This window comes from Halomonas sp. KX33721 (genome assembly GCF_001596805.1).
GTDB lineage: Bacteria > Pseudomonadota > Gammaproteobacteria > Pseudomonadales > Halomonadaceae > Vreelandella > Vreelandella aquamarina.
In genome coordinates this window covers 25,998-50,409 of sequence record NZ_LVIA01000004.1, presented here as the reverse complement: position 1 = coordinate 50,409, position 24,412 = coordinate 25,998, and the positions used below count along the sequence as shown (strand labels likewise).

The following is a 24,412-nucleotide window of genomic DNA, read 5'->3' as shown; positions in this document are numbered from 1 at the left end:
CCATGAAGCGACTCATTAATCTAGCCCCATCCCGAGGGAGCAGATGGCTGCTGGGACTGTTGCCTTTCCTGTTATTGGCCATGGTTTACCTGAGCCTTTCCAATGCCCGACTGGCCGAGAACCCTAATGATCGGCTACTGCCCACTCCGGCCACCATGGCAAGCTCATTTTATCATTTGGCCACCGCAGAAAACGTACGCACTGGCCAAATCGTTCTATGGACAGACACTTTCGCCAGCTTAGAGCGGATTCTCATTGGCGTGGCGATCAGCGCTTTCATCGGCCTCGTAGTGGGTATTTTAAACGGCGGCATTCCGCTCATCCGCGCCAAACTCTCACCGCTGGTCACCGTCGCGTCGCTCATCCCTCCGATGGCGATACTTCCGATTCTATTCATCGCCTTTGGCACCGGTGAGGCCGCCAAGATCGCGTTGATCGTGATTGGGGTGACGCCGTTTCTGATTCGCGACCTGCAAGGCCATACGCTGCGACTTCCCGATGAACAGCTGATCAAAGCACAAACCCTGGGAGCCAGCTCCTGGCAGGTACTGTTGCGGGTGCTACTGCCCCAACTCACGCCGCGGCTACTGAATGCCACTCGCTTGGCCCTCGGCAGCGCCTGGCTGTTTTTAATAGCTGCCGAAGCAATTGCCGCCCAAGAGGGGCTTGGTTACCGCATTTTTCTGGTTCGCCGCTACCTGTCGATGGACGTGATTCTGCCCTACGTGGCGTGGATTACGCTGCTGGCGTTCCTTCTTGACCAGATTCTCGCCTGGACATCGCGCCTTGCCTTTCCCTGGTACCACTCGGGCGAAGGAGACAAATCATGAGCCTACTGTCCGCCCAACGCCTAGAAAAGCACTACGGCCATCACGTCGTACTTGAAAATCTTAATTTCAGCGTCGAGCAGGGAGAATTTGTCACGCTGGTAGGCGCCTCTGGCTGCGGTAAAACCACGTTTTTAAAGATGCTGCTAGGCACCGAAGCCATTTCAAAAGGCAACCTTCTATTAGATGGAAAGCCCATTCCTAACGAACCCGGCCCAGACCGTGGCGTGGTATTTCAGAAGTATTCCGTCTTTCCACACCTGACTGTGCTGGGCAACGTGATGATGGCCGATGAGCTGCATAGTGCCAAGCTGCTTGGAAAAAGTTTTGGCACTGCCAAACGGCACGCGATTGCGAAAGCCCAAGCACGTATTGAAGAAGTTGGCCTAAGTCACGCGCTTAATAAGTATCCCCATGAGCTGTCCGGCGGCATGCAGCAACGTCTAGCCATCGCCCAGGCGCTCATGATGCGGCCACGCATGCTGTTGCTGGATGAGCCATTTGGTGCCCTGGACCCCGGCATTCGCCAGGACATGCACGAATTAATCACGCGACTTTGGCAAGAGCAGCAGCTCACCATCTTCATGATCACCCACGACCTAAAAGAGGCCTTTGAGCTGGGCACACGTCTATGGGTATTCGACAAAACCCGCCAAGACCCTCAAGCCCCAGAAGCCTATGGCGCCACCATTACCTACGATCTGCCCATTTCGAGAGACCGTCCAGCGACAGCCTTAACGGAAGCACTTCATCAGGGCGGTCTGAAAACCCACACTCAGGAGACGCTGCTATGACGAGCGCTGCCATGAATAGCGAACCGTACTACACCACCCATTTACCCGGCGGGCACCACTGGTCCCTTCGCCTACGTCGCGGCGCGACGCTAACCCTGACCGCCGAGCAAGCTGACACCAACGTAGGGCTACTCTGCTACAACCCAGAAAACCTGCTGGAGCGCCTGAACCTGCCGGACACCTTGAAGTGCCAGCACACGTTCAAACTGACCCAAGGCCACTGCCTTTACTCGGATATGGGCCGCATTTTTGCCTCGATCACGCATGATGATCTTGGCTGGCACGACAGCGTTGGCGGCAACCTGATGCCCCAGCATTTGCTGGCCAAAGGCTGGCAGCCAGTGAGCTACCAGCAGGCCCACAATGACTGGACACGCACCGGCTTCGACGCCTTCCTGGTCGAACTCGCCAAGTATGGGCTTGGCCGCCGAGACATGGCTGCCAATTTCAACCTGTTCTCTCGCGTCGAGAGCGATGACGAAGGCAAGCTGCACTATGTCAGCAACCACTGCCAGCCGGGCAACAGCGTCACGCTGCGCTTCGAAATGGATACCCTCGTATTGTTGCATACCTGCCCTCACCCGCTGGACCCTGCCACTGACTACCCGCGCCGTGGCGTCGATATCGCGTTAGGTACGGCTGAGCCACCGACAGAGGACGATCCTTGCTACCGCTCACGGCCAGAAAACGCCCGTGGCTTTGCCAATAACCGCCTATACCACCTCGGCCTTTAAGGGGAAAACCATGATTATCGAGAGTACCTTACGCCCCGAAAACGCGATTAGCCGCACTACCGTTAATGCGGGCGATCACTATATTGGCACCGTGAAGCAGGGCCAAACCTTGCGGATTTTAGACCTGGAAGGCAATCAAGCGGCTGACACGCTGTTCTTCAGCGCCGACGACATCGCCGAGCGCTACAGCGCCATGGATACCGTTCGCGAACAAGGAGCGGTCTATCTCACCGCAGGCTCCAAGCTGATCTCCAGCGAAGGCCGCACGATGCTTACCCTCACCGCCGACACCTGCGGCCGCCACGACACCCTAGGTGGCGCCTGCGCCAGCGAAAGCAACACCGTGCGCTACGACCTGGAAAAGCGCCATATGCACTCCTGCCGGGACAACTGGATGCAGGCCATCGCCAACCACCCAGAGTATGGCCTGACCAAGCGGGATATCACCCACAACATCAATTTCTTTATGAACGTGCCGGTCACCGCCGACGGCGGGCTGACGTTTGAAGACGGTATCTCCGCACCGGGCAAGTATGTGGAAATGGTCGCAGAAATGGATGTCATCGTGCTGATCTCCAACTGCCCTCAGCTCAACAACCCCTGCAACGGCTACAACCCCACGCCCATCGAGCTACTGATTTGGGGTTAAGTAATTCGCCCTAGGGACGACCCTAGAAGGCCAAACAACCTGCGGGACGACCCGCCTTTGTTTGCAGGCAGTGCCATGTCCATCCATAAAACGTTTAGCAAAGTCCTGATTGCCAATCGCGGCGCGATTGCCGCCCGTATTCTACGCACGCTTAAAGCTTTAGGCGTGGGGAGCGTGGTGGTGTACGCCGATGCCGACCGTGACGTCCCTTATGTGCATCAAGCCGATGAGGCCTACTCACTCGGAGAGGGGGCGGCTAGCGATACCTACCTGAACATCGACAAACTGATCGCTATCGCCCAACAAAGCGGTGCCCAGGCCATCCATCCTGGCTACGGCTTCCTCTCGGAAAACACGCGATTTATTACCGCCTGCGATGCCGCCGGGCTCGTCTTTCTAGGCCCCACCGCCGAGCAGATACAGCAGTTTGGCCTCAAGCACGAAGCCCGCGCACTCGCCGAAAAGGCAGGCGTACCGCTGGTGCCAGGATCACAGCTGCTGGAGACCCTCGAAGACGCTAAGCAAGCCGCCGAACGAATTGGCTACCCGGTCATGCTGAAATCCACTGCTGGTGGCGGTGGCATCGGCATGCAGGTCTGCCACTCTCACACGGAGCTGGCACGCGCCTTTGAGTCAGTGAAAGGCCTTGGCGAGCGCAACTTTGGCGATGGCGGTGTCTTCCTGGAAGCCTATATCGCACGTGCCCGCCATCTGGAAGTACAGCTGTTTGGCGATGGCCAGGGCAGTGTTATCGCCCTCGGTGAACGAGACTGCTCTACCCAGCGCCGCCATCAAAAAGTACTAGAAGAGTGCCCAGCCCCGAACCTCCCCGAAGCCGTGCGCCAATCACTGCACGCCACGGCGGTGCAACTAGGCAAAGCGGTCAACTACCGCAGCGCGGGAACCGTCGAGTTCATTTACGACGCCGAGCGTGAAGCTTTCTATTTTCTGGAGGTTAATACTCGCCTACAGGTGGAGCACGGCGTCACCGAGCTGGTCTACGGCGTCGATATCGTCGAATGGATGGTAAAGCTCGGCGCCGGAGAACTCCCTCGCCTGGAAACACTTGCCCAGACGCTCTCTCCCACTGGTCACGCCGTCCAGGCACGTCTGTACGCCGAAGACCCTGCTCACGATTTTCGCCCCAGCGCCGGGCTACTGACGGAAGTCATCTTTCCTGAAGCCAGCGGCCTGCGCATCGACCACGCCATTGAGGCAGGCCTGGAAGTGTCACCGCTATTTGACCCCATGCTAGCCAAAGTGATGGTGCATGCCGAAAGCCGCAAGCAGGCGACGGCACAGCTGGCGGATACGCTGGACAACACCAGCGTTTATGGCATTGCCACCAACCGTAGCTGGCTTGCCCACGTTCTGCGTGCCGAACGCTTTCAGCAGGCGGATATCGACACCCACTGGCTTACCACCCTGGCGTGGGCACCTCCCGCCATGGAAGTGATCGCCCCTGGCACGCTCACCACAATTCAGGATTTTCCCGGTCGCCAGGGTCACTGGGATGTGGGTGTGCCGCCTTCCGGCCCGTTTGACGACTGGTCGTTTCGCCTTGGCAATCGCCTGCTCGACAATCCCACGGATGCCGCTGGCCTAGAAATTACCCTCCAGGGCCCCACGCTGCGCTTTCACCGGGCCACACAGGTCGTGCTAGCAGGCGCCAAGTTGCCCGCCTCGCTGGATGGCAACCCCATTAATCACTGGGAAGTCATTGATGTGCCGGCCGGTGCCACGCTTACGTTAGGCAAGGCCACCGCTGGGGCACGCGCTTATCTTCTAGTGCGCGGCGGCATTGAATGCCCTCGCTATCTGGGCTCTCGCAGCACCTTCACTCTAGGCCAGTTTGGCGGCCATGGCGGGCGGGCACTGCGCAGCGGCGATATGCTGGAGCTGCCCACGCTGATGCCTGCGCCCTCACGCACGCTGGATAACGCGCTAGCCCCCGCCATTGGCAACGGTTCCGAAAGCGTGACGGAAATTGCCGTGCTTTATGGCCCCCACGGCGCGCCAGACTTTTTCACTGATAGCGATATCGAACGCTTCTTCGACCACGATTGGGAAGTGCACTACAACTCCAGCCGCACCGGTGTACGGCTAATTGGCCCACGCCCAGAGTGGGCACGGGCGGATGGCGGTGAAGCGGGCCTGCACCCTTCCAATATTCACGATAACGCCTACGCCTTTGGCACTATCGACTTTACCGGCGACATGCCGGTCATTCTTGGACCGGACGGCCCGTCACTGGGTGGCTTTGTCTGCCCGGCCACCGTGGTGCGCGCTGAACGCTGGAAGCTGGGGCAACTCACCGCTGGTGACAAGGTCCGCTTTGTCCCGGTAACCCTCACCACCGCCCGCGACTTAGAGGAGCGCCAACTCACTCAACTCGCGTCACTAGCACCTATCCCCAACGTTGCGTTAACCACAGAGCGGGCTAGCCCGATTCTACGAGATGTACCTGCCTCTGAGGCCGGTGAACGGGTCGTATACCGCCGTGCCGGAGATGACTTCCTGCTGATCGAATTTGGCCCCATGGAGCTGGATATCGCCCTCCGGTTCCGGGTTCACGCCTGGATGCTGTGGCTGCGTGAACATCCGCTTACAGGGCTTCGAGAGCTAACGCCCGGTATACGTTCTCTGCAAGTGCATTTCGAACCGCTAGAGCTGAGCCTTGACGATCTGCTTGTCCACCTACAACAAGCCGAGCAGGCGCTGGTGGATGTGGAATCACTGGAAGTAGAGTCCCGGGTCGTGCATCTACCGCTCTCCTGGGATGACCCCGCCTGCCAGGAAGCTATCGACAAGTATCAGCGCAGCGTACGCCCAGATGCTCCCTGGTGCCCCAGTAATTTGGATTTTATTCGTCGCATCAACGCCCTTGAAAGTGAACAGCAAGTGCGCGATATCGTCTTCAACGCCCGTTATCTGGTGATGGGCTTAGGAGATGTGTATTTGGGGGCGCCCGTCGCGACACCCCTCGACCCGCGCCACCGCTTGGTCACCACCAAATACAACCCCGCCCGTACCTGGACGGCGGAAAACTCGGTGGGTATTGGCGGCGCCTACTTATGCGTTTATGGCATGGAAGGCCCCGGCGGCTACCAGTTCGTTGGCCGCACGCTGCAGATGTGGAACCGTTACCGCACCACACAGTACTTCAATAACCCTTGGCTGCTGCGATTTTTTGATCAACTTCGCTTTTATGAAGTCAGCCACGAAGAGCTACAGCAAATTCGCCGTGACTTTCCCCACGGGCGCTTCGAGCTGCCTATTGAAACGGCCCGCTTCAAACTGGCCGACTACCAAGCCGATATCGATAAAAACGCCGACGCCATCGAGGCATTTCGCACTAAGCGCGAGGCCGCCTTCCAGGCAGAAATGGCAGCCTGGCGCGCCAACGGCCAGTTCACCTTTGAAGACCAAGCACCAGCTAGCGCAGAAGTCGATACTCTGGACGAAAATGAACTGGGTATCGAAAGCCCAGTGACCGGTAGCCTGTGGAAACTGCTGGTCAAGGAGGGGGAGCAGGTAGACGCCGGTCAGCCGGTGGCGCTGGTGGAGTCGATGAAAATGGAGGTAGAGGTCACGGCCCACTGCGCTGGGCGTGTTGCTAGGCTGCCGCTTGCAGAAGGTGCAGCCATTGGACCCGGCCAGCCTCTGGTGGTGCTCACCCAAGAAGAGGAGGCTGACGCATGAATACGTCTGCCGCAGACCAACGCTTAGCAGCCTTTCAGGAGATCCCCATTATCGACATTCATCCCCTGCTGCACGGGGATGAACAGGCACGCCGCGAGGTCGCCGCTGAGCTGGGCCGCGCCGCCCGAGACGTGGGCTTTTTCCAAATGGTGGGCCATGGTATTGATGGTTCACTGCGCGAAGGCCTGATTCATCAGGCCAAGCGTTTCTTCGCACAGTCTGAAGCGATCAAAATGGAGCGCTACATCGGCCTCTACCATCACCATCGCGGCTATGTGCCGCCCGGCGAAGAATCGCCAGACCCAGCCAAGCCCGACATGAAAGAGGCTTTCGACCTCGCTTTCGAGCTACCTAGCGATGACCCGGACGTGCTGGCCGGAACGCCACTGCTTGGCCCTAACCCCTGGCCTAACCTTGATGGTTTCAAGGAGCCAGTGGCCGCTTATTACGACGCGGCGTACCACGTCGGGCGCGCACTGATGGGCGGCTTTGCTATGGCGCTGGGGCTGGCTCCCCAGCAACTGCTTCAGCACGTCAATAAGCCGCCCAGTCAGCTGCGCCTGATCCATTACCCTTATAACCCTAATGCTGAGGATGCCCAAGGCATCGGCGCCCACACTGACTACGAGTGCTTTACCCTGCTACTGCCTACCGCGCCAGGGCTTGAGGTGATGAATGGGAAAGGCGAGTGGATCGATGTACCTTTCAAGGAGGGCGCGTTGATCGTCAATATTGGCGATATGCTTGAGATCTGGAGTAATGGCGAGTTTGTTGCCACCTCCCATCGGGTACGTAAAGTGAAAGAGGAGCGCTACTCGTTCCCGCTGTTTTTCGCCTGTGACTACCACACCGTGGTCGAACCACTCCCCGAGCTGGTCGCTCGCCACGGACAAGCCCGGTACTCAGCACTAAAAGCAGGCGACCACCTCTTCGCCCAAACCATCCAAACCTTCCGCTACCTGCGCGAGCGCTTGGAGAAGGGTGAAATTGCGCTCCCCGAAGGGACCCGGGAAGTGGGTAGTCTGGGCCAGCATGGTAAGCATAAGGAAGACCCCTTATGAACGTCGGCTTACCTGCCACACCTCAAGCATTTCGTGGCGTATGGCAGCGCACGCTCTACGATGAGCCCGCTAAAGCACCCTACCAACAGACCGACACCACTACTCAGGTTTATTGGCTTCAGGGCAAGCACTGGCATGCCGACCTGCGCCTGCCTGCAGACTCGCCTGACTTTTCAGGCATCACTGGTTTAGACGACTGCAACCGCCGCCAGCTTGAATGGCTGGCGAGACTCACTGCTTTTGCAGGTATTACCCAAATCGATAGTGAGCTAGGGGTATGCACCTGGCATCGCTATCAGGATCTATGCCCTAGCCTGGAAAAGGATGTAGGGCTACTGCGCTGGATTGACGGCACCATTATAGAAGAGCGACATCCGCACGATCAGTACGTTGAGCACTGGCAACAGCTTTCCAACGATGCCGTTGAAGACGTAATTCAAGACGCGCAGGGCCAACTGCGCTGGCTGCAAATCGGCGACCACGCTATGGCAATCACACCTCGCCCTTGGGCAGATAATGCAGACGCACTATTCGCCCCAATCAATAGCTTAACTGACAGCGCTCTTCTCTGGCGCGCCAGCCTATGCTTTGACTACTTAGAGCGTAGCCAAGACGGTTGGCGGGTAGTGCTATCTACCCAGCCGTGGCGGAAGGGAGTGATTTATGACAGTGCAGCAAACCGACTTCATTCTTCTTTAGTGACACCGATTTAATTAAGGAATTTATTATGACGCTTCCTATTGCACTCGATATTGCCAGCCTGCATGCAGCCTACCGTAGCGGCAAACTCACCCCTTCTGATCTTATCAGTCAGCTGTTGGCAGCGGCCGAAAACCACGGTAAAGAGCCCGCCTGGATTACCCGCTTAAGTCGCGAGCAGTTGGCGCCCTATTTACAGCGCCTAGAAGGTGAGTCACCGGAAACGTTGCCGCTTTACGGCATTCCCTTTGCGCTGAAAGACAACATCGACCTCGCAGGGATACCCACCACTGCGGGCAGCCCGGCCTATGCTTACACGCCCTCGGAAAACGCTTTTGTGGTGCAGCAGTTGATCGATGCGGGCGCTATTCCCATGGGTAAAACCAATCTGGATCAGTTCGCCACCGGGCTGGTAGGCGAGCGGGCGCTGGAAGTTTATGGCACCCCTGCCAATGCCTTCGACCCAACGCTGGTGCCTGGCGGCTCCAGCAGCGGCTCTGCGGTGGTTACAGCCGCTGGCATGGTCAGTTTTGCACTGGGCACCGATACGGCAGGCTCTGGCCGCGTGCCTGCATGCTTTCATAACTTATACGGAGTTAAACCGAGCTTGGGGCTGCTTAGCACCCGGGGCGTGGTACCCGCTTGCGCCACACTGGATACCATTAGCCTGTTTGCGCTGACCGCTGACGATGCCGCAAAGGTGCTGGATATTACCGCAGCCTATGATGCCGAGTGCGCTTGGTCGCGCCAGCATGACTTTGCCGTACACGGCAAACGCTACGGAAAAGCGCCCGCTACGTTTCGCTTTGGAGTGCCACTGGAATCCCAGTGGCAAACCGATGCGGCCTATACCCAAGGCATGCACCATGCAATTGCTGAGCTTGAAGCACTGGGCGGTGAAAAGGCCGAGCTGGACTGTTCGCCGTTACTGGCTGCTGCGCGCTTACTTTATGAAGGCCCCTGGGTGGCCGAACGCTACCATGTTATTCGTGAGCTAATGAAGAGCAACCCGGATGCGGTACACCCGGTGACTTTCCAAATCACCCAGGGTGGGGCAACGCCGCTGGCAGTAGACGCCTTTGATGCGCGCTATAAACTCGCTGAATATAAGCGCCAGGCCGACGCACTCATTAGTCAGGTGGATGTGATGCTCACGCCTACAACGGTGACTCACCCAAGCAAGGCCGAGGTGGCAGCGGACCCTATCGGTGTTAACTCCCGCCTGGGTACCTGGACCAACTTTATGAACCTGCTCGACTATAGCGCCCTGGCGGTGCCAGTGGGATTTAGCGAGCGCGACCTACCGGTGGGCGTCACGCTGTTTGGGCCAGCATTTGCAGACTTAACGCTACTCTCCCTCGCCCGCGCCCTTGAAGCGCGCCTAATGCTACCGTTAGGCGCAACCAGCATTCCACACCCGCCTTTAGAGGAACTACCCGCTCCTGCCCAGGATGGCAGCATGGAGCTGGTGGTGTGCGGTGCGCACTTAAAAGGCCTGCCGCTTAACCATCAGCTCACACAGCGGGGTGGCGTATTGGTGAGCACCACCCACAGCGCCCCGCGCTATAAGCTCTTTGCTCTGGCAGGTGGGCCTCCAAAGCGCCCGGCGATGCTTCGCGACGACACCGGCCAAGCCATTGAAGTAGAAGTTTGGCGTTTGCCTATCGAAACCCTGGGCAGCTTTTTAGCGGGCATTCCTGCCCCGCTCGGCTTAGGCCAGGTGGAGCTTGCCGACGGCAGTTGGAAGTGTGGCTTTATCTGCACCGCGGGGGCGCTAAATGAAGGCGGTGAAGCTGAAGACATCACCGAATTTGGCGGCTGGCGGGGGTGGTTGGCAAGTCAATCTTAACGCTGATATACAAGGCCCATGCACATGTAAAACATTGCGTATGGGCTTCTTTACACAAGCTCCTTCGCTTGCTCTTGAGTTCGCTTGCCAAGCGAACGATTAGCGGCTTTAAAACATACCCGCATCAGTGGCATCAACAGCCACAAAAGTGGTGTAAGTAGCCAGCGATAAATAAAGCGCGCAATGAACATTACCGGTAATAGCACAATTAACCAGACAAGAAACTGCCCGAGCCACGTTGGCCAGCCTAACCACTGAGATAGATTGGCACCCAATGCACTGACTAGGCTGGGGTGGCGAATGACCACATAAGCCGTGCCGGCTACCGCTGCAACTTTGGCCATGCGCGGCAGCGTTGCGAAGCGCCCGCTTGTGGCAACGATCCCTTGACGCACACCCGTGCGAGCGGCCTGTGCCTCAACGCTTCCCACACGAGCCGTACGAGCGGCTCTTCCAGCGCGGAGTACTTTCACGGCACTGGCCATTACCAGTAGATCAACACCCGCCCAGCCCAGATCGCTTGCGCCTATTGCCTCGCCACGCCGCCACTGGCTTTCCAGATCACGTAGGCCGCTAGTAAAAAAGTCGCCTACGCCGGAAACCAAGCGTTCGCCCTGCAGCCACGCTACGTTGCCTTCGTCATCCACGACAAACTGGTTGAGCAGCCCATGGCCGTTGCTGCCGAGTAACGCGATACCCATCTGGCCACGCCGCAAAGGGGTTAGCTCGGCCATGGCCGCCTCTACGTCTGCGTCACCTAGCTCATTGGTATCCGATGGCTCATCGCCCCACCAGCGGCTGACTTGCTGATAGCGCACTCCTATCCAGTGCTGAGCGCGCAGCGTCGTCACGTCGTGATCGCGGAAGTAGCTGATAGGCAGCACGGCATCCGCTCCGAAGCGCACCAGCACCTGTTGGAATTGGGGCGATAACCCATAGTCGAGAAGCGTGCTTCGAGCGATATCACCGTGACGTAATATCGCCAACGCGGCGCTCATCCATAGCGCTTGATCCGACGCATAGTGAAGAAACAGTGCGTTGATCTCAGCAGACTCTTCTTGAAACGTGGGCTCAAGAGCGGGCAGTGCCCGCTCTACTTCCAAGCGTACCAACGTCTCTTCAAACGGCTCATGGGAGGCCGTCTGCGAGAGCAGCCCAGCCAGGGCCATGGCGACTAATACGATGAACAGCCAAGGCCGTTTGAGCATTTACCCCAGCGACTCCGCCGTCACATTGGCAGCAGGCGCTTGGGTAAAGTGATGGCGATTGATTGCACTCAGCACACCTTTCATGGAGGCACTGGTGATACTTTCATCGGTGCCTACGCCGAACACGGCTTTGCCATCAATACGCACTTCCACGTAAGCGATCGCTTCGGCATCCGCCCCTTGGCCGCGGGAGTGTTCATGATAGTCAATGATTTCGACCTCTTGGCCGCTCGCCACCAGCGCCTTGATGAACGCGGCCAGCGGGCCGTTGCCTTCACCGGTCAGAGTCTGGCGTTGGCCGCCGTTTTCGACAATAGCCTCTAGCGCGACTTTGGGGCTATCTGGCTCGGAGGAAAGACGGTGATTCACCAGTGCCAGCGGTGACCGCTGCTCTAGATACTCATCGGCAAAGGCTTGGTAGATCATTTGTGAGGTGATCTCTTTGCCGGTGCGGTCCGCCACTTCCTGCACCACTTGGCTGAACTCGATGGAGAGCCTGCGCGGTAGCTCGATGCCGTGCTCCTGTTCTAACAGGTAAGAGATGCCGCCTTTGCCTGACTGGCTGTTCACGCGGATAACCGCTTCGTAGCTGCGACCTACGTCCAGCGGATCGATGGGTAGGTAGGGAACGTCCCACGGCGCTTCTGGATGGGCGCGACGGTCGGCCATGCCTTTTTTGATGGCATCCTGATGAGAGCCGGAGAACGCGGTAAAGACCAAATCGCCCACATACGGGTGGCGCGGGTGAACGGGCAGCTGATTGCAGTACTCGGCTTCGCGCATGATCGGGGTGATATTGGAAAAATCGAGCTGGGGGTTCACCCCTTGGGTATACATGTTCATCGCCAGCGTGACGATATCTACGTTGCCAGTACGCTCGCCGTTGCCAAATAGCGTGCCCTCGACTCGATCTGCCCCCGCCATCAACGTGAGTTCGGCCGCCGCCACGCCGGTGCCGCGGTCGTTGTGCGGATGAACGCTAACGATCAAGGTATCGCGCTTTTTGACATGGCGACAGAACCACTCAATCTGATCAGCGTAGTTGTTGGGCGTAGCGACTTCGACTGTGGCTGGCAGGTTGACGATCATTTTGTTGTCGACGCTGGGGCCAAAAGTGTCCATCACCGCTTCGACGATCTCGACCGCGAACTCCATCTCCGTGGTGGTGAATAGCTCGGGAGAGTACTGGAAGGTCCAGTTCGTTTCCGGGTTGGCCGCCATCAAATCGCGAATCTGCGCGGTGGCATCCACGGCAATTTGGATACACTCGGTTTTATCCACGTTGAACACCACCCGGCGGAACATCGGGTCGGTGGCGTTATAAACGTGCACGATGGCGTTCTTGACGCCTTTCAGCGCTTCGAAGGTGCGTTCAATCAGGTGCGGACGCGCTTGGGTCAGCACTTGAATGGTCACGTCTTCGGGAATCTTGTTTTGCTCGATCAGCGAGCGAACGAAATCAAAATCGGTCTGCGATGCAGAGGGAAAGCCCACTTCGATCTCTTTGAATCCGATCTTCAACAGCATGTCGAACAGGCGCTGTTTGCGCTCTTGATCCATCGGGTCAATCAGCGACTGATTGCCGTCGCGCAGGTCAACGCTACACCAGATGGGCGGTGTTTCGATACGTTGGCTTGGCCACTGGCGGTCAGGCAGATCCACGGCCACGAAAGGGCGATACTTTTTAGAAGGGTCGGACAACATCATAGCGGCGCTCCTGTCGTTAATCTGTTTTAGCGGAATCAGTAGGACTATTGGGGGGAGGCGAAGCTGTATTTCGCTCTGCCAACGCGGCTTCCATACGATCGAGCTGCGCTTTGAGCGAGTGAACGTCGCTACGCAGTGCCTGCAGCTGTGCAGGCTCCCCTTCGCCACTGTCAAAATCGAGCTGGGCACTCTCTTTCTGCATCACGTCCAGCACAATACCAATCATCATATTAAGAAAAATAAACGCAGTAAGGAAAATGAACGTCAGGTAGTAAATCCAGCTCCAGGCATATACCTCCTGGGTGGCGTACATCACGTCCGTCCAGTCTTCAAATGTGGCGATACGAAACAGCGTCAACATGGCAATGGAGATGTTGCCCCACAAAAACTCATCCACGTTGTGGAAGAGAAAGCTGCCCAACGCCGCGTAGATATAAAAGATGATAAACATGAGCAGCACCACGTAGCCCATGCGGGGAATCGATTTGACCAACGCGCCCAGCAGCATCTGCAGCTCTGGAATCATCGACACCAGGCGCAGCACGCGGAAAATGCGTAGTAGCCGCGCCAGCAGCACCATCTCTGAATCGTCCATAGGAATCAGACTGGCGGTGACGATTAAGAAGTCAAAAACGTTCCAGCCCTTCTTAAAAAAGCTGACTAAGTTGCGCTCGGCTGCCATTCTGATCAAAATCTCGACCAGGAAAAATACTGTGACTGCGACATCCAGGTAGAGCAACCACTGCTCAATTCGAGAGGTTTCTTCGTAGGTTTTCGCGCCAATGACCAACGCAGAAATGACGATAATGGAAATCACTACTCCCTCAAAAAGCTTGTTACTACGCAGCTTTTCAAAGCGGGCTTGCCAGGTATTGAAAGGTTCACTCATGGAACAAGGAGTCTCTAAACGGTTAACGTCAACACTTTATACTAAAATTACACACCTTCCATACAAGTGATATCCTGTTGTTTCACTTGATGTATCTTCGCCTCCAGGGCAACCCTCTTTGCTCTGGAGATTTTTTTGATTTTTTGCGCTGGATGACCTCATGACACTGCTGTGGATCGCCTTACTGCCGTTACTGGGCGTACTGGTGCCGGCACTGACTGCCCAACGCGGCCGCACTTGGTGCTCGCTCGCAACGGGCATACTGCCAGCAACAGCACTGCTACTTACGCTGCTGCAAATACCTGCCCTGATGGAGGGTGAAGCGCTGCGTTTTGCTGCCACCTGGATGCCCGCACTCGGCCTGGAGCTTGCGTTTCGTCTCGATGGCCTGTCGCTGCTCTTCAACCTGCTCATTTTGGGCATTGGGCTATTGATTCTATTGTATGCCCATTTTTACTTGGCAAGCGATGAGCCTTTTGGACGCTTTTACGCCTTCTTGATGCTGTTTATGGCCTCGATGGTCGGCATCTCGATGTCCGATAACCTTATCCTGCTCTGGCTATTTTGGGAGTTGACCAGTCTCTCCTCCTTCCTGCTGATTGGCTTTTGGTCTTATCGCAGCGATGCCCGTAAAGGCGCGCGCATGGCGCTTACGGTAACCGGTGCAGGCGGCCTAGCACTGCTAGCAGGCTTACTGCTGCTGGGCGATATGGCCGGTAGCTATCGGATGGATGACGTGCTGGCCAGCGGCGCCACCATCGTGGCTGATCCGCTTTATCCGCTCATGCTCGGGCTTGTACTACTGGGCGCATTCACCAAATCTGCTCAGTTTCCGTTCCAGTTCTGGCTTCCCCATGCCATGGCGGCTCCCACGCCCGTTTCTGCCTACCTGCACTCAGCCACGATGGTAAAAGCGGGTATTTTCTTAATGGCCCGGTTGCATCCCGCCATTGCGGATAGCGCGCTGTGGAGCGTGGTCGTGCCGCTGGTAGGTACCATCACGCTGCTTTACGGCGCGTGGTTTGCGCTGTTCAAAACCGACTTGAAAGGCATTCTGGCGTTTTCGACCGTCAGCCATTTGGGGTTGATCACCGTTCTGCTGGGCATTGGCAGCCCCATGGCCGTGTTGGCTGCGCTGTTTCATATTCTGAACCACGCTACCTTTAAAGCGGCGCTGTTCATGAGCGCGGGCATCATCGACCACGAAACCGGCACCCGGGAGCTGAAGCAGCTTGGCGGGCTCAGAAAGGCAATGCCCGTCACCGCACTGCTGACCACCTTAGCCGCCGCCGCTATGGCGGGGGTGCCGCTGTTTAACGGTTTCCTCTCGAAAGAGATGTTCTTTACCGAAACCCTCGCCACTCCAGTACTCGGCGGTTTGAGCTGGGTGCTGCCCGCCCTGGCGACGCTGGGCGGCATTCTCTCCGTCGCGTACTCACTGCGGCTGGTTCATGCGGTGTTCTACAAACCCGCCCGCGAGCAAACGCCGAAAGCTCCCCACGAGCCGCCCCACCTGATGCGCTTGCCCGTAGAGCTGCTGGTGGCGCTCTGTGTGCTGGTGGGTTTATTCCCTGCCTTTTTCGCGACGGGCATTTTGGAATTAGCCACTCAATCCGTTCTGGTCGAACCGTTGTCGTTCCATCTCGCCATCTGGCACGGCGTGAATTTGCCGCTGATGATGAGCTTGCTGGCCTTTGCAGCGGGCATTGCCATGTACTGGCGTCATGCCGATCTGCGCCGCTTTGTGCAGCCCTTCGCCAGTGTGGATGCGCGTCGCGTGTTCGAGCGGTTTATCATTACCGTGGGCTATCGCGCCGAGCAGATCATCACCAAGCTGGAAGGCAACTCGCTACAGCGCTATATGGGATGGTTGCTGGGTGCCGCCCTGCTGATGGGGCTGATCGGCCTTGCCAGCGTGCAAGAATTGACCGGCACCAAAGGCAACCAGCCGATAGATGGCGTGGTGCTGCTAGGCGCGGGCATGCTAATTTTTGGTGGTATTGCCACCGCCGCGACTCACCGCTACCGCTTAATTTCGCTGCTGATGCTGTCGGTAGTAGGTCTGTTTGTGGCCCTCACCTTCGCACGCTTCTCGGCCCCGGATCTCGCTTTGACCCAGCTATCGGTAGAAGTCGTCACCATGATTCTGCTGATGCTGGCGCTATTCTTCTTGCCACAAAAAACCCCCACCGAATCGAGCCCGTTGCGCAACGTGCGCGATATTCTGCTAGCCGGTGCGCTGGGGCTGGTGGTCGCCAGCTTGAACTACGCGGTGATGACCCGCGAAACGCTATCGATCTCCAACTTCTTCGTGGAGAACAGCAAACCCGGTGGCGGCGGCTACAACGTAGTCAACGTCATCTTGGTCGACTTCCGGGGCTTCGATACCCTGGGCGAAATTACCGTACTGGCCATTGCAGGCCTGGCTATCTTCAAGCTGCTCAACCGCTTGCGTCTGTTCATGCCCCACAGCGACGGTGAAGGCCGTGCTTGGTCGCCGGATCGCTACCCGGCCATTCTGACGTCTATCTCAATGACGCTACTACCACTGGCGCTGCTGGTCTCGGCCTTCATCTTCTTACGCGGCCATAACCAACCCGGCGGCGGCTTTATTGCCGGTTTGATCACTGCGGTTGCGTTGATCCTGCTGTACATGGCGCGGGGCGTTGAGTGGGCGCAGGAGCGCCTGAACTTCCCCTTCCAGCCGGTCGCCGTGGTCGGTGTGGCCATTGCCACGCTCACCGGGCTAGGCAGCTGGCTATTGGGCTATCCCTTCCTGACCTCGTCGTTTGGGTATTTCAGCCTGCCGCTGATTGGCACGTTCGAGCTTGCCACGGCTCTGCTGTTTGACTTGGGTGTGTACCTTGCAGTGGTAGGTGCCACGCTGATGATTCTGGCCAACCTGGGTAAGGTGACGACACCACACCGCCCGGTGACCGACCCGAAAACGTCAGACACCCACGACACGCCGAATGAAAAGGAATCCCACTAATGGAAATGCTCTACGCCATTACTACGGGCATCTTAACCTCCTGCGGGCTCTACCTGACGCTGCGTGGAAGAACGTTCCCGGTCGTTGTGGGCCTGACGCTGCTCTCCTACGCGGTCAACCTGTTCCTGTTCTCCATGGGCGGGCTGACGACGGACGGTGCTGCGCTGGTGAACGAAGGCTCTCAGTTTGCCGACCCGCTGCCCCAGGCGCTGGTTCTCACCGCTATCGTCATCGGCTTTGCCATGACGGCGTTCGTCGTCATTCTTGCCATGCGGGCGCGCAGCGAAGTGGGTAACGACCACGTGGATGGTAAAAAGGAAGACCGCGAATGATTCAGCATCTAATTGTGTTGCCCGTGGTACTACCCCTGGTCGCGGGTATTTTATTGCTTTACCAACGCCAGGGGCTGGCGCACTACAAGCGCGCTGTGAGCGTTATTGCCACCATGCTTCTGCTGCTGGTGTCGATTGCCCTGGTGCGCCAAGCCACCAGCGGTGAGATCACCTATTACGCCCTAGGCGACTGGCAGCCACCGTTTGGCGTTGTGCTGGTGCTTGACCGCCTCTCCGCGCTGATGGTGCTGCTCACGTCCCTTCTTGCCGTGGGTGCCGTGGTGTTTGCCTGCGGTGGAGACGACGAGAAAGGCAGTAACTTCCACGGTTTGTTTCAGTGGCAGTTGCTAGGCATCAACGGCGCGTTTTTGACAGGGGACTTGTTCAACCTATTTGTCTTCTTTGAAGTGCTGCTGCTGGCCTCCTACGCGCTGCTGCTACACGGTGGTGGCAAAGCGCGCATTCAGGCCAGCGTTCACTATGTAGTGCTTAACCTAGCGGGCTCGTCGCTATTTTTGATCGCCGTGGGCATTCTGTATGGGGCCACCGGCACACTCAACATGGCGGATATGGGCTATAAGCTTGCTAGCCTGCCCGCCGAGCGTGAGGGCTTAGTGACCGCAGGGGCGCTAATGCTGCTGGTCGTCTTTGGCCTCAAAGCCGCTATTTTGCCGCTCTATTTCTGGCTCCCCCGCGCCTATGCGGCGGCACCTGCCCCGGTGGCAGCGCTGTTTGCGATCATGACCAAGGTGGGCATCTACGCCATTCTGCGGGTCTATTCGCTGATTTTTGGCGAGCAGGCTGGCGGACTTGTGGCGCTAGAGCAGCCTTGGGTGTGGTGGTTAGCGCTGGCCACCTTGGCAGCCGCTGGCGTTGGTGTGATGGCCGCTCGCGATTTGCGCCTGCTGGTAGCCTACTTAGTACTGATTTCGGTCGGCACGCTGCTGGCGGGCGTCGGCATGCGCTCAGCAGAGGCCACCTCTGCCCTGCTCTACTACCTAATTCATACCACGCTGGTCACCGGTGGCCTGTTCTTGCTGGCTGAGATGATTGGCCTGCAGCGCGGCAAGCCGGGTACGCGCATCGTTAAAGGGCGTCCGCTGGTACAGGGTAACGCCCTGGCGATCACCTTTTTCATTGGTGCGATTGCCGTGGTGGGAATGCCGCCACTGTCAGGGGCACTGGGTAAAGCGATGGTGCTAGTAGCCGCAGAAGGCACTCAGCGCGTGTGGCTATGGCCACTGCTGCTGCTCGCCAGCCTAGCATCACTCATCGCGCTCTCCCGTGCAGGCTCTACGCTGTTTTGGCGCAGCCACCGGGGCAGCCCCAGCGGTAGCACCCTTTCGCGCTACCAGTGGATCGGCATGCTCTGGCTACTCAGCGCCGCGCCTTTACTGGTAGCGTTTGCCGGGCCGGTGAGCAGCTATACCCAAGCCACCGGAGAGCAGCTCGCCAACCCACAGCTGCTAATTGAAACGCTGCTGCCCGATGCAGGAGAGACTCCATGATTACCCCTCGCAAATGGCTGCCCACTCCAGTTCTTTCGATACTGCTGCTGTTGGTGTGGCTGCTGCTGGTGCGCAGCTACGCCTTTGGCCAGCTCGTTCTGGGGGGTGCGCTGGCTATTCTGATCCCTTTGTTAACCCACCGCTTTTGGGATGCTCGGCCACGCATAAGTAAGCCTATGATGCTGCTGCGTTTTGGCCTGCGGGTATTGGGCGATATCGTCACCGCCAACTTTGAGGTCGCGTACCTGATCGCTAACCCATGGCGCAAGCTAAAGCCTCACTTCATCGAGTACCCGCTGATGTTGGAGGAGCGTTTTACCATCACGCTGCTGGCCAGCACGATCAGCCTGACCCCGGGCACCGTTTCGGCCAACCTGCGAATGGATGGCAAATCCCTGCTGATTCACGCACTGAACGTGGATGATGAAGAAGCGCTCATTGAGCAAATACGCGAACGCTACGAACGGCCGCTCAAGGAGATTTACGAATGCTGAGTATTGCGCTCTATATCACCTTAGCGCTGGTGGTGATGGCCCTGCTAATGAACCTTTATCGGCTTACCGTAGGCCCCGATCTCCCTGACCGGGTACTGGCGCTGGACACCATGTACGTCAACTCCATCGCGCTAATCGTATTGCTCGGCTTGTGGCTCAACAGCAAGACTTACTTTGAGTCAGCGCTGTTGATCGCCATGCTTGGCTTTATCAGTACGGTAGCCGTGTGCAAGTACATTCTACGCGGGGATATTATTGAATGAGTCCGATTAATGAGGTGCGTTTATGCCATTCTTAGTTGAAGCACTGATTTCCCTACTGTTAATAGCCGGAGGCGTGTTTGTGTTTATAGGCTCGCTAGGCATGGCACACCTGCGCGATTTCTATATGCGCCTACACGGCCCTACTAAAGCCACTACGTTGGGCATCGGCTGCATGCTGATTGCCTCCATGGGGTATTTTTGGAGCGTCGATGGTAAGCCGGATATCCAAGAGCTGCTGATTACGCTGTTCCTGTTTATTACCGCCCCAGTAAGCGCTCACCTGCTGGCCAAAACCGGTTTGCATATGCAGTTAAAGCACAGCCAAAAAACCCAGGGCAAACCGGTCGAGTTGCGCTCTGAAGAGGTCGGCGAAAAGCCGGTACCTCATCCGGACAAAGGGCACGGCTAAGCTTCGCTGCCCTATTTTCTCAAGCGCTGGCAACCGCCAGCGCTTTTTATTGCCCGCTATGCTAAACATCTGAGCGAGCACCAAAAGTGTCAGCCTCACGCATAATCTGCTCTCAAGAGAAAGTAGTGGCGGATGCCACTTTCCGGTAAGCTCTTGCCGATTGATTTTTTGTGGTGAGGTACATCTATGTGGAGCCTACCCAGGCTATCTGCACTTTCATTATCCGCCTTGGTACTCGTAGGCTGCTCCGACCCGAAAGTCGATACGAGTTCCATGCCTGCAGCGGTGGTCTCAATCGAGAAAGTGCGTGAGTCGCTGCCCACCTATAAGCGCGACGAGTTTGATACCGCGCTGAAGATCATAGCCATGTCATCGTTTAACGGTATCGATCTCTTTAACCCCCAACGCATGAACGCTGCTGAAATTGCTGAATCGGCTAATGCCTATATGCACGGGCTAACGGGCGACGAAATTATTGAGCGCGCTGATGAGATGCTGCGTCAGCGGCGTGCTAGAGAGCGAGAACAGGCGCTACGCACGCTGAACCGGCTGGAAGCTAAACAGACTAGCGCCCAGCAAGCGCAGGAGCATTTAACACAAATCAGTATTGATAGTGCTCGCTACTACCTCAGCACCAGCCCCTACGGCGCGCTGGAACCCGTGATCGAGCTAACGGTGACGAACGGTGCTGATCAAGCCGTTTCAGAGCTCATGCTGCGTGGACTACTGGAAAGCCCAGAGCGGGAAATCGCCTGGGTAGATGAAACCTTCTACTACGTGATTGCCGGCGGTTTAGCCCCCGGCGAAAGCGCCACATGGAGCTTGGCACCCAACCGCTTTGGCCCCTGGGGCAATGATCAAATCCCCCGCAATGCCGAGCTATCGCTCACGCTGCAGGGCGTCAATAACGCCGAAGGCGAGCCACTATGGAACGCGCCTCCGCTGACCGAAAGCGAGACAGCCCGGCTAGAGTCGCTGCGCACCGAGTACGGCGGCATACGCCCCAAAGCTACGGATAGCCAAGCGGCAGACAGCTAAACGACGAACAGTTGATCAACAAAAACGGCGGTGCTAACAAGCACCGCCGTTTTACGTTGACCCGCGTCGTCTGGCTTAGCTTAGGTTAGCTCAGCGTCGCTATAGCCAAGCAGGTAAAGCACGCCATCCAACCCCGCGACAGAGATCGCTTGGCGCGCTTCGGCACGTACCAACGGTTTAGCGCGAAACGCCACGCCTAAGCCCGCCGTCGCCAGCATTTTCAGATCGTTCGCGCCATCGCCCACAGCAACGGTTTGCGCCAGCGGCACCCCTTCCCGTTCAGCGATTTGCTCAAGCAAAGCCGCTTTACGTTCGGCATCGACGATGGGCTCCTGCACCGTGCCAGTCACTTTGCCCTGCTGGATGACGAGTTCATTAGCATGAATTTCATCAAAGCCAAGCCGCTCCTGAAGGTAGCGAGCAAAGTAGGTGAAGCCGCCAGACAAGATCACCGTTCGGTAGCCCAAGCGCTTCAAATTCACCATCAGACGCTCAACGCCATCCATCAGCGGCAGCTCAGCGGCAATACTGGCCAACACCGTCTCTTCCAAACCCTCCAGCTTGCTCATGCGCTCGCGAAAGCTAGCTTTAAAATCCAGCTCACCGCGCATGGCGCGTTCGGTCACTTCCGAAACCTCGTGCCCCACTCCATGACGCCGCGCCAGCTCATCAATGACTTCCGCTTTAATCAGCGTGGAGTCCATATCGAAGCAGACCAGGCGAGGCGTGGCCTCGGGCCTTGCTGGCTGCACCACAAGATCCACACCGTGGGTTTCGCCTAGTTCCAACGCTGCCTGGCGCAGGGCGGTTAATTCGTCGGGCGCGCCGCTCAAATGAAGCTCCAAGCAATCCATGCCGCCGCCTTGTGCCGTATCTGCCAACGTCTGGCGACGCTCTTCCTGCAGGCCAAACTGCACCATTAACGCCGCCATCGCCGACTCTATTGTGGCGGTCAAGCGCGGCGCTAACAGAGTGACCAGAATATCCCCGCGTGCCATCCGTTACTCCCCTGCTTCTAAACGATCAACTTTTTGGAAACCACGCGGCAGCTTGCTGCCCCTTCTGCCACGCTCCCCACGATAATACGCGAGATCATCCGCCTTGAGGGTCAGTTTGCGCTTACCCGCATGAATGATCAGCTCTCCGCCTTCCGGCACAATGGCGATATCACGCAGGAACTCTTCGCGCCGCGCCGCCCGGGGGCCGGGGATATCGAGCATCTTGTTGCCCTTGCCCTTGGCCATCTCGGGCAACTGGTCTAGCGGGAAGAGCAGCAGCCGCCCTTCGTTGGAAACCGAAGCCACCCACAGCCCTTCGCCCTCCGGCACCTCAATGGGCGGCATGACGCAGCAGCCTTTCGGCACGCTAAGCACGGCTTTACCCGCTTTGTTTTTGCCGGTGAGCGCTTCGAGCTGGGCCACAAACCCATAGCCGCCGTCGCTGGCCAGCAGATAGCGCTTGGTGGGCGGCGCGAGCATCAGACCCGCCATCTGCGCCCCTGCTGCCACGTTCACTCGCCCAGTCACCGGCTCGCCCTGCCCTCGGGCGCTGGGTAAATTGTGCGCCGCCAGGGTATAGGCGCGGCCTGTATCGTCCAGCAGCACCAGCGGCTGGTTGGTTTTACCCCGAGCGGCTAGTCGGAAACGATCCCCCGCTTTGTAGGAGAGCCCTTCGGGGTCGATATCGTGGCCTTTGGCAGCACGAATCCAGCCTTTATCCGACAGTACTACGGTAATCGGGTCGGCACCCAGTAGCTCCACCTCAGAGAGCGCTTTAGCCTCGCTGCGCTCCACCAGCGGCGAGCGGCGGTCGTCGCCGTGCTCTTTACCCGCCGCGCGGATCTCTTTTTCAATTAGCGTCGTCAGCTTGGCTTCGCTACCTAACAGGCCTTGCAGCGTTTTGCGCTCTTTCTCTAGCTCATCCTGCTCGCCGCGAATCTTCATCTCTTCCAGTTTGGCAAGATGACGCAGACGCAGCTCAAGAATGGCTTCAGCCTGACGCTCGGTCAGGCCAAAGGTGCTCATCAGGGCAGGCTTGGGCTCATCCTCTTCGCGGATGATGCGGATCACCTCATCAATATTCAGGTAAGCGGTCAGTAGGCCTTCTAGAATATGCAGGCGATCTTCCACTTTGCCTAAACGGTGCTCAAGGCGGCGACGCACCGTTGCACGGCGAAACCGCAGCCACTCACCCAGCATATCGGTCAGCGGCATCACCCGTGGACGGCCATCCAGGCCAATCACGTTCATGTTCACCCGCACGTTCTTTTCCAGATCCGTGGTGGCGAACAGGTGCGCCATCAGCGCTTCGACATCCACACGGCTCGAGCGCGGCTCAATCACCAGGCGGGTTGGCTCTTCGTGGGTCGATTCATCGCGCAGGTCGGCCACCATAGGTAGCTTCTTCGCCTGCATTTGCCCGGCGATTTGCTCCAATACTTTGGCACCGCTGACCTGATAAGGCACGGCAGTAATGACGATATTGGCGTCTTCACGTACATAGCGGGCGCGTAATTTGACCGAGCCTCGGCCAGTCTCATAGAGCTTACGCAGATCCGCTTTCGGCGTGATGATTTCTGCATCCGTCGGGAAATCCGGGGCAGGCACAAACGCCATCAAATCCGCCGTGGTGGCCTCGGGGTTACGCAACAGGTGGCAGGTGGCTTCCACCACTTCCGAGACGTTATGCGGTGGAATATCGGTGGCCATGCCCACGGCAATGCCCGTGCCGCCGTTGAGCAGCACGTGAGGTAACCGCGCTGGCAGTACTACAGGCTCTTGCATGGTGCCATCGAAGTTCGGCGCCCACTCTACGGTGCCCTGGCCCAGCTCGCTGAGCAGCACTTCGGCAAATTTGGAGAGCTTGGCCTCGGTGTAGCGCATGGCCGCGAAAGATTTCGGGTCGTCTGGGCTACCCCAGTTACCCTGGCCATCCACCAGCGGGTAGCGGTAGCTGAACGACTGCGCCATCAGCACCATGGCTTCATAGCAGGCGCTGTCTCCGTGGGGGTGGAACTTACCCAGTACGTCACCGACGGTACGCGCTGACTTCTTGTACTTGGCATTGGCATGCAGCGCCAGCTCGCGCATGGCGTAGATGATCCGCCGCTGCACGGGTTTCATGCCATCGCCAATGTTGGGTAAGGCGCGGTCTAGAATGACGTACATCGAGTAGTCGAGGTACGCTTTTTCGGTGTAATCGCGCAGGGACAGACGCTCGACGTCGCCTTCCGCTACCTGAATATCCATGGTCATCGG

At 57.8% G+C, this 24,412-nt stretch carries 20 protein-coding genes; 15 read left to right on the top strand and 5 right to left on the bottom strand.

The features are described 5' to 3' along the window. Nucleotides 1-2: 2 nt before the first annotated feature. From A3220_RS01275 to atzF, 8 genes are all read left to right on the top strand, one after another. Nucleotides 3-830 (top strand): ABC transporter permease subunit, encoded by an 828-nt coding sequence (locus A3220_RS01275; protein WP_058576413.1) that lies wholly within the window; start codon nt 3-5, stop codon nt 828-830. After that, nucleotides 827-1,621: an ABC transporter ATP-binding protein gene (locus A3220_RS01270; RefSeq protein ID WP_058576412.1), complete on the top strand. Its 795-nt coding sequence runs from the start codon at nt 827-829 to the stop codon at nt 1,619-1,621. The genes A3220_RS01275 and A3220_RS01270 overlap by 4 nt, the downstream gene beginning before the upstream one ends. An 11-nt stretch (nt 1,622-1,632) precedes the next feature. Continuing rightward, on the top strand, nt 1,633-2,355 hold the full coding sequence (locus tag A3220_RS01265; protein WP_164834370.1) for an urea amidolyase associated protein UAAP1: 723 nt from the start codon (nt 1,633-1,635) through the stop codon (nt 2,353-2,355). A gap of 10 nt (nt 2,356-2,365) precedes the next feature. Further along, complete coding sequence (locus A3220_RS01260; protein ID WP_058576410.1) at nt 2,366-3,004, top strand: urea amidolyase associated protein UAAP2; 639 nt, start codon at nt 2,366-2,368, stop codon at nt 3,002-3,004. A 75-nt stretch (nt 3,005-3,079) separates the two neighbouring features. Next, a complete protein-coding gene (gene uca, locus A3220_RS01255) occupies nt 3,080-6,706 on the top strand; it encodes an urea carboxylase (protein ID WP_062372572.1) in 3,627 nt (1,208 codons plus the stop codon). Next, nucleotides 6,703-7,767, top strand: coding sequence for a 2-oxoglutarate and iron-dependent oxygenase domain-containing protein (locus A3220_RS01250; RefSeq protein WP_062372569.1), 1,065 nt, complete (start codon nt 6,703-6,705; stop codon nt 7,765-7,767). Before uca ends, A3220_RS01250 begins: the two co-directional genes overlap by 4 nt. Next, nucleotides 7,764-8,480, top strand: a complete 717-nt coding sequence (locus A3220_RS01245; RefSeq protein ID WP_062372566.1) for a hypothetical protein — start codon at nt 7,764-7,766, stop codon at nt 8,478-8,480. Before A3220_RS01250 ends, A3220_RS01245 begins: the two co-directional genes overlap by 4 nt. 14 nt (nt 8,481-8,494) lie before the next feature. Further along, on the top strand, nt 8,495-10,315 hold the full coding sequence (gene atzF / locus A3220_RS01240; protein ID WP_062372563.1) for an allophanate hydrolase: 1,821 nt from the start codon (nt 8,495-8,497) through the stop codon (nt 10,313-10,315). A gap of 50 nt (nt 10,316-10,365) precedes the next feature. On the opposite strand, the gene A3220_RS01235 is transcribed toward atzF, so the two are convergent. From A3220_RS01235 to A3220_RS01225, 3 genes are read right to left on the bottom strand one after another with little or no spacing between them, the layout of a single operon-like run. Beyond that, nucleotides 10,366-11,523 (bottom strand): hypothetical protein, encoded by a 1,158-nt coding sequence (locus A3220_RS01235; RefSeq protein WP_062372560.1) that lies wholly within the window; start codon nt 11,521-11,523, stop codon nt 10,366-10,368. Beyond that, the gene (gene leuA, locus A3220_RS01230; protein ID WP_062372557.1) at nt 11,524-13,230 is read right to left on the bottom strand and encodes a 2-isopropylmalate synthase; all 1,707 of its coding nucleotides are present in this window, start codon (nt 13,228-13,230) and stop codon (nt 11,524-11,526) included. A 16-nt stretch (nt 13,231-13,246) separates the two neighbouring features. Then, nucleotides 13,247-14,119 (bottom strand): ion transporter, encoded by an 873-nt coding sequence (locus A3220_RS01225; protein ID WP_062372554.1) that lies wholly within the window; start codon nt 14,117-14,119, stop codon nt 13,247-13,249. Between the two features lie 160 nt (nt 14,120-14,279). Between A3220_RS01225 and A3220_RS01220 the strand changes: the two genes are divergently transcribed. The 7 genes from A3220_RS01220 (at nt 14,280) to A3220_RS01190 (ending at nt 21,155) form a co-directional block, all read left to right on the top strand. Next, the gene (locus A3220_RS01220; protein ID WP_044629078.1) at nt 14,280-17,111 is read left to right on the top strand and encodes a monovalent cation/H+ antiporter subunit A; all 2,832 of its coding nucleotides are present in this window, start codon (nt 14,280-14,282) and stop codon (nt 17,109-17,111) included. Further along, on the top strand, nt 17,111-17,443 hold the full coding sequence (locus A3220_RS01215; protein WP_044629077.1) for a Na+/H+ antiporter subunit C: 333 nt from the start codon (nt 17,111-17,113) through the stop codon (nt 17,441-17,443). The genes A3220_RS01220 and A3220_RS01215 overlap by 1 nt, the downstream gene beginning before the upstream one ends. Then, on the top strand, nt 17,440-18,951 hold the full coding sequence (locus A3220_RS01210) for a monovalent cation/H+ antiporter subunit D (protein WP_062372551.1): 1,512 nt from the start codon (nt 17,440-17,442) through the stop codon (nt 18,949-18,951). The genes A3220_RS01215 and A3220_RS01210 overlap by 4 nt, the downstream gene beginning before the upstream one ends. Continuing rightward, on the top strand, nt 18,948-19,445 hold the full coding sequence (locus A3220_RS01205; RefSeq protein ID WP_044629075.1) for a Na+/H+ antiporter subunit E: 498 nt from the start codon (nt 18,948-18,950) through the stop codon (nt 19,443-19,445). The genes A3220_RS01210 and A3220_RS01205 overlap by 4 nt, the downstream gene beginning before the upstream one ends. Further along, on the top strand, nt 19,439-19,708 hold the full coding sequence (locus tag A3220_RS01200; protein WP_044629074.1) for a K+/H+ antiporter subunit F: 270 nt from the start codon (nt 19,439-19,441) through the stop codon (nt 19,706-19,708). Before A3220_RS01205 ends, A3220_RS01200 begins: the two co-directional genes overlap by 7 nt. Before the next feature lie 22 nt (nt 19,709-19,730). Further along, nucleotides 19,731-20,117 carry a Na+/H+ antiporter subunit G gene (locus A3220_RS01195; protein WP_062372548.1) on the top strand — a complete coding sequence of 129 codons (387 nt, stop codon included), beginning with the start codon at nt 19,731-19,733 and terminating at the stop codon, nt 20,115-20,117. A 186-nt stretch (nt 20,118-20,303) separates the two neighbouring features. Next, nucleotides 20,304-21,155 carry a DUF6694 family lipoprotein gene (locus tag A3220_RS01190; RefSeq protein ID WP_354702713.1) on the top strand — a complete coding sequence of 284 codons (852 nt, stop codon included), beginning with the start codon at nt 20,304-20,306 and terminating at the stop codon, nt 21,153-21,155. An 80-nt stretch (nt 21,156-21,235) separates the two neighbouring features. On the opposite strand, the gene serB is transcribed toward A3220_RS01190, so the two are convergent. Further along, on the bottom strand, nt 21,236-22,153 hold the full coding sequence (gene serB / locus A3220_RS01185) for a phosphoserine phosphatase SerB (protein WP_062372542.1): 918 nt from the start codon (nt 22,151-22,153) through the stop codon (nt 21,236-21,238). A gap of 3 nt (nt 22,154-22,156) precedes the next feature. Continuing rightward, on the bottom strand, nt 22,157-24,409 hold the full coding sequence (gene parC / locus A3220_RS01180) for a DNA topoisomerase IV subunit A (RefSeq protein ID WP_062372539.1): 2,253 nt from the start codon (nt 24,407-24,409) through the stop codon (nt 22,157-22,159). Nucleotides 24,410-24,412: the final 3 nt, after the last annotated feature.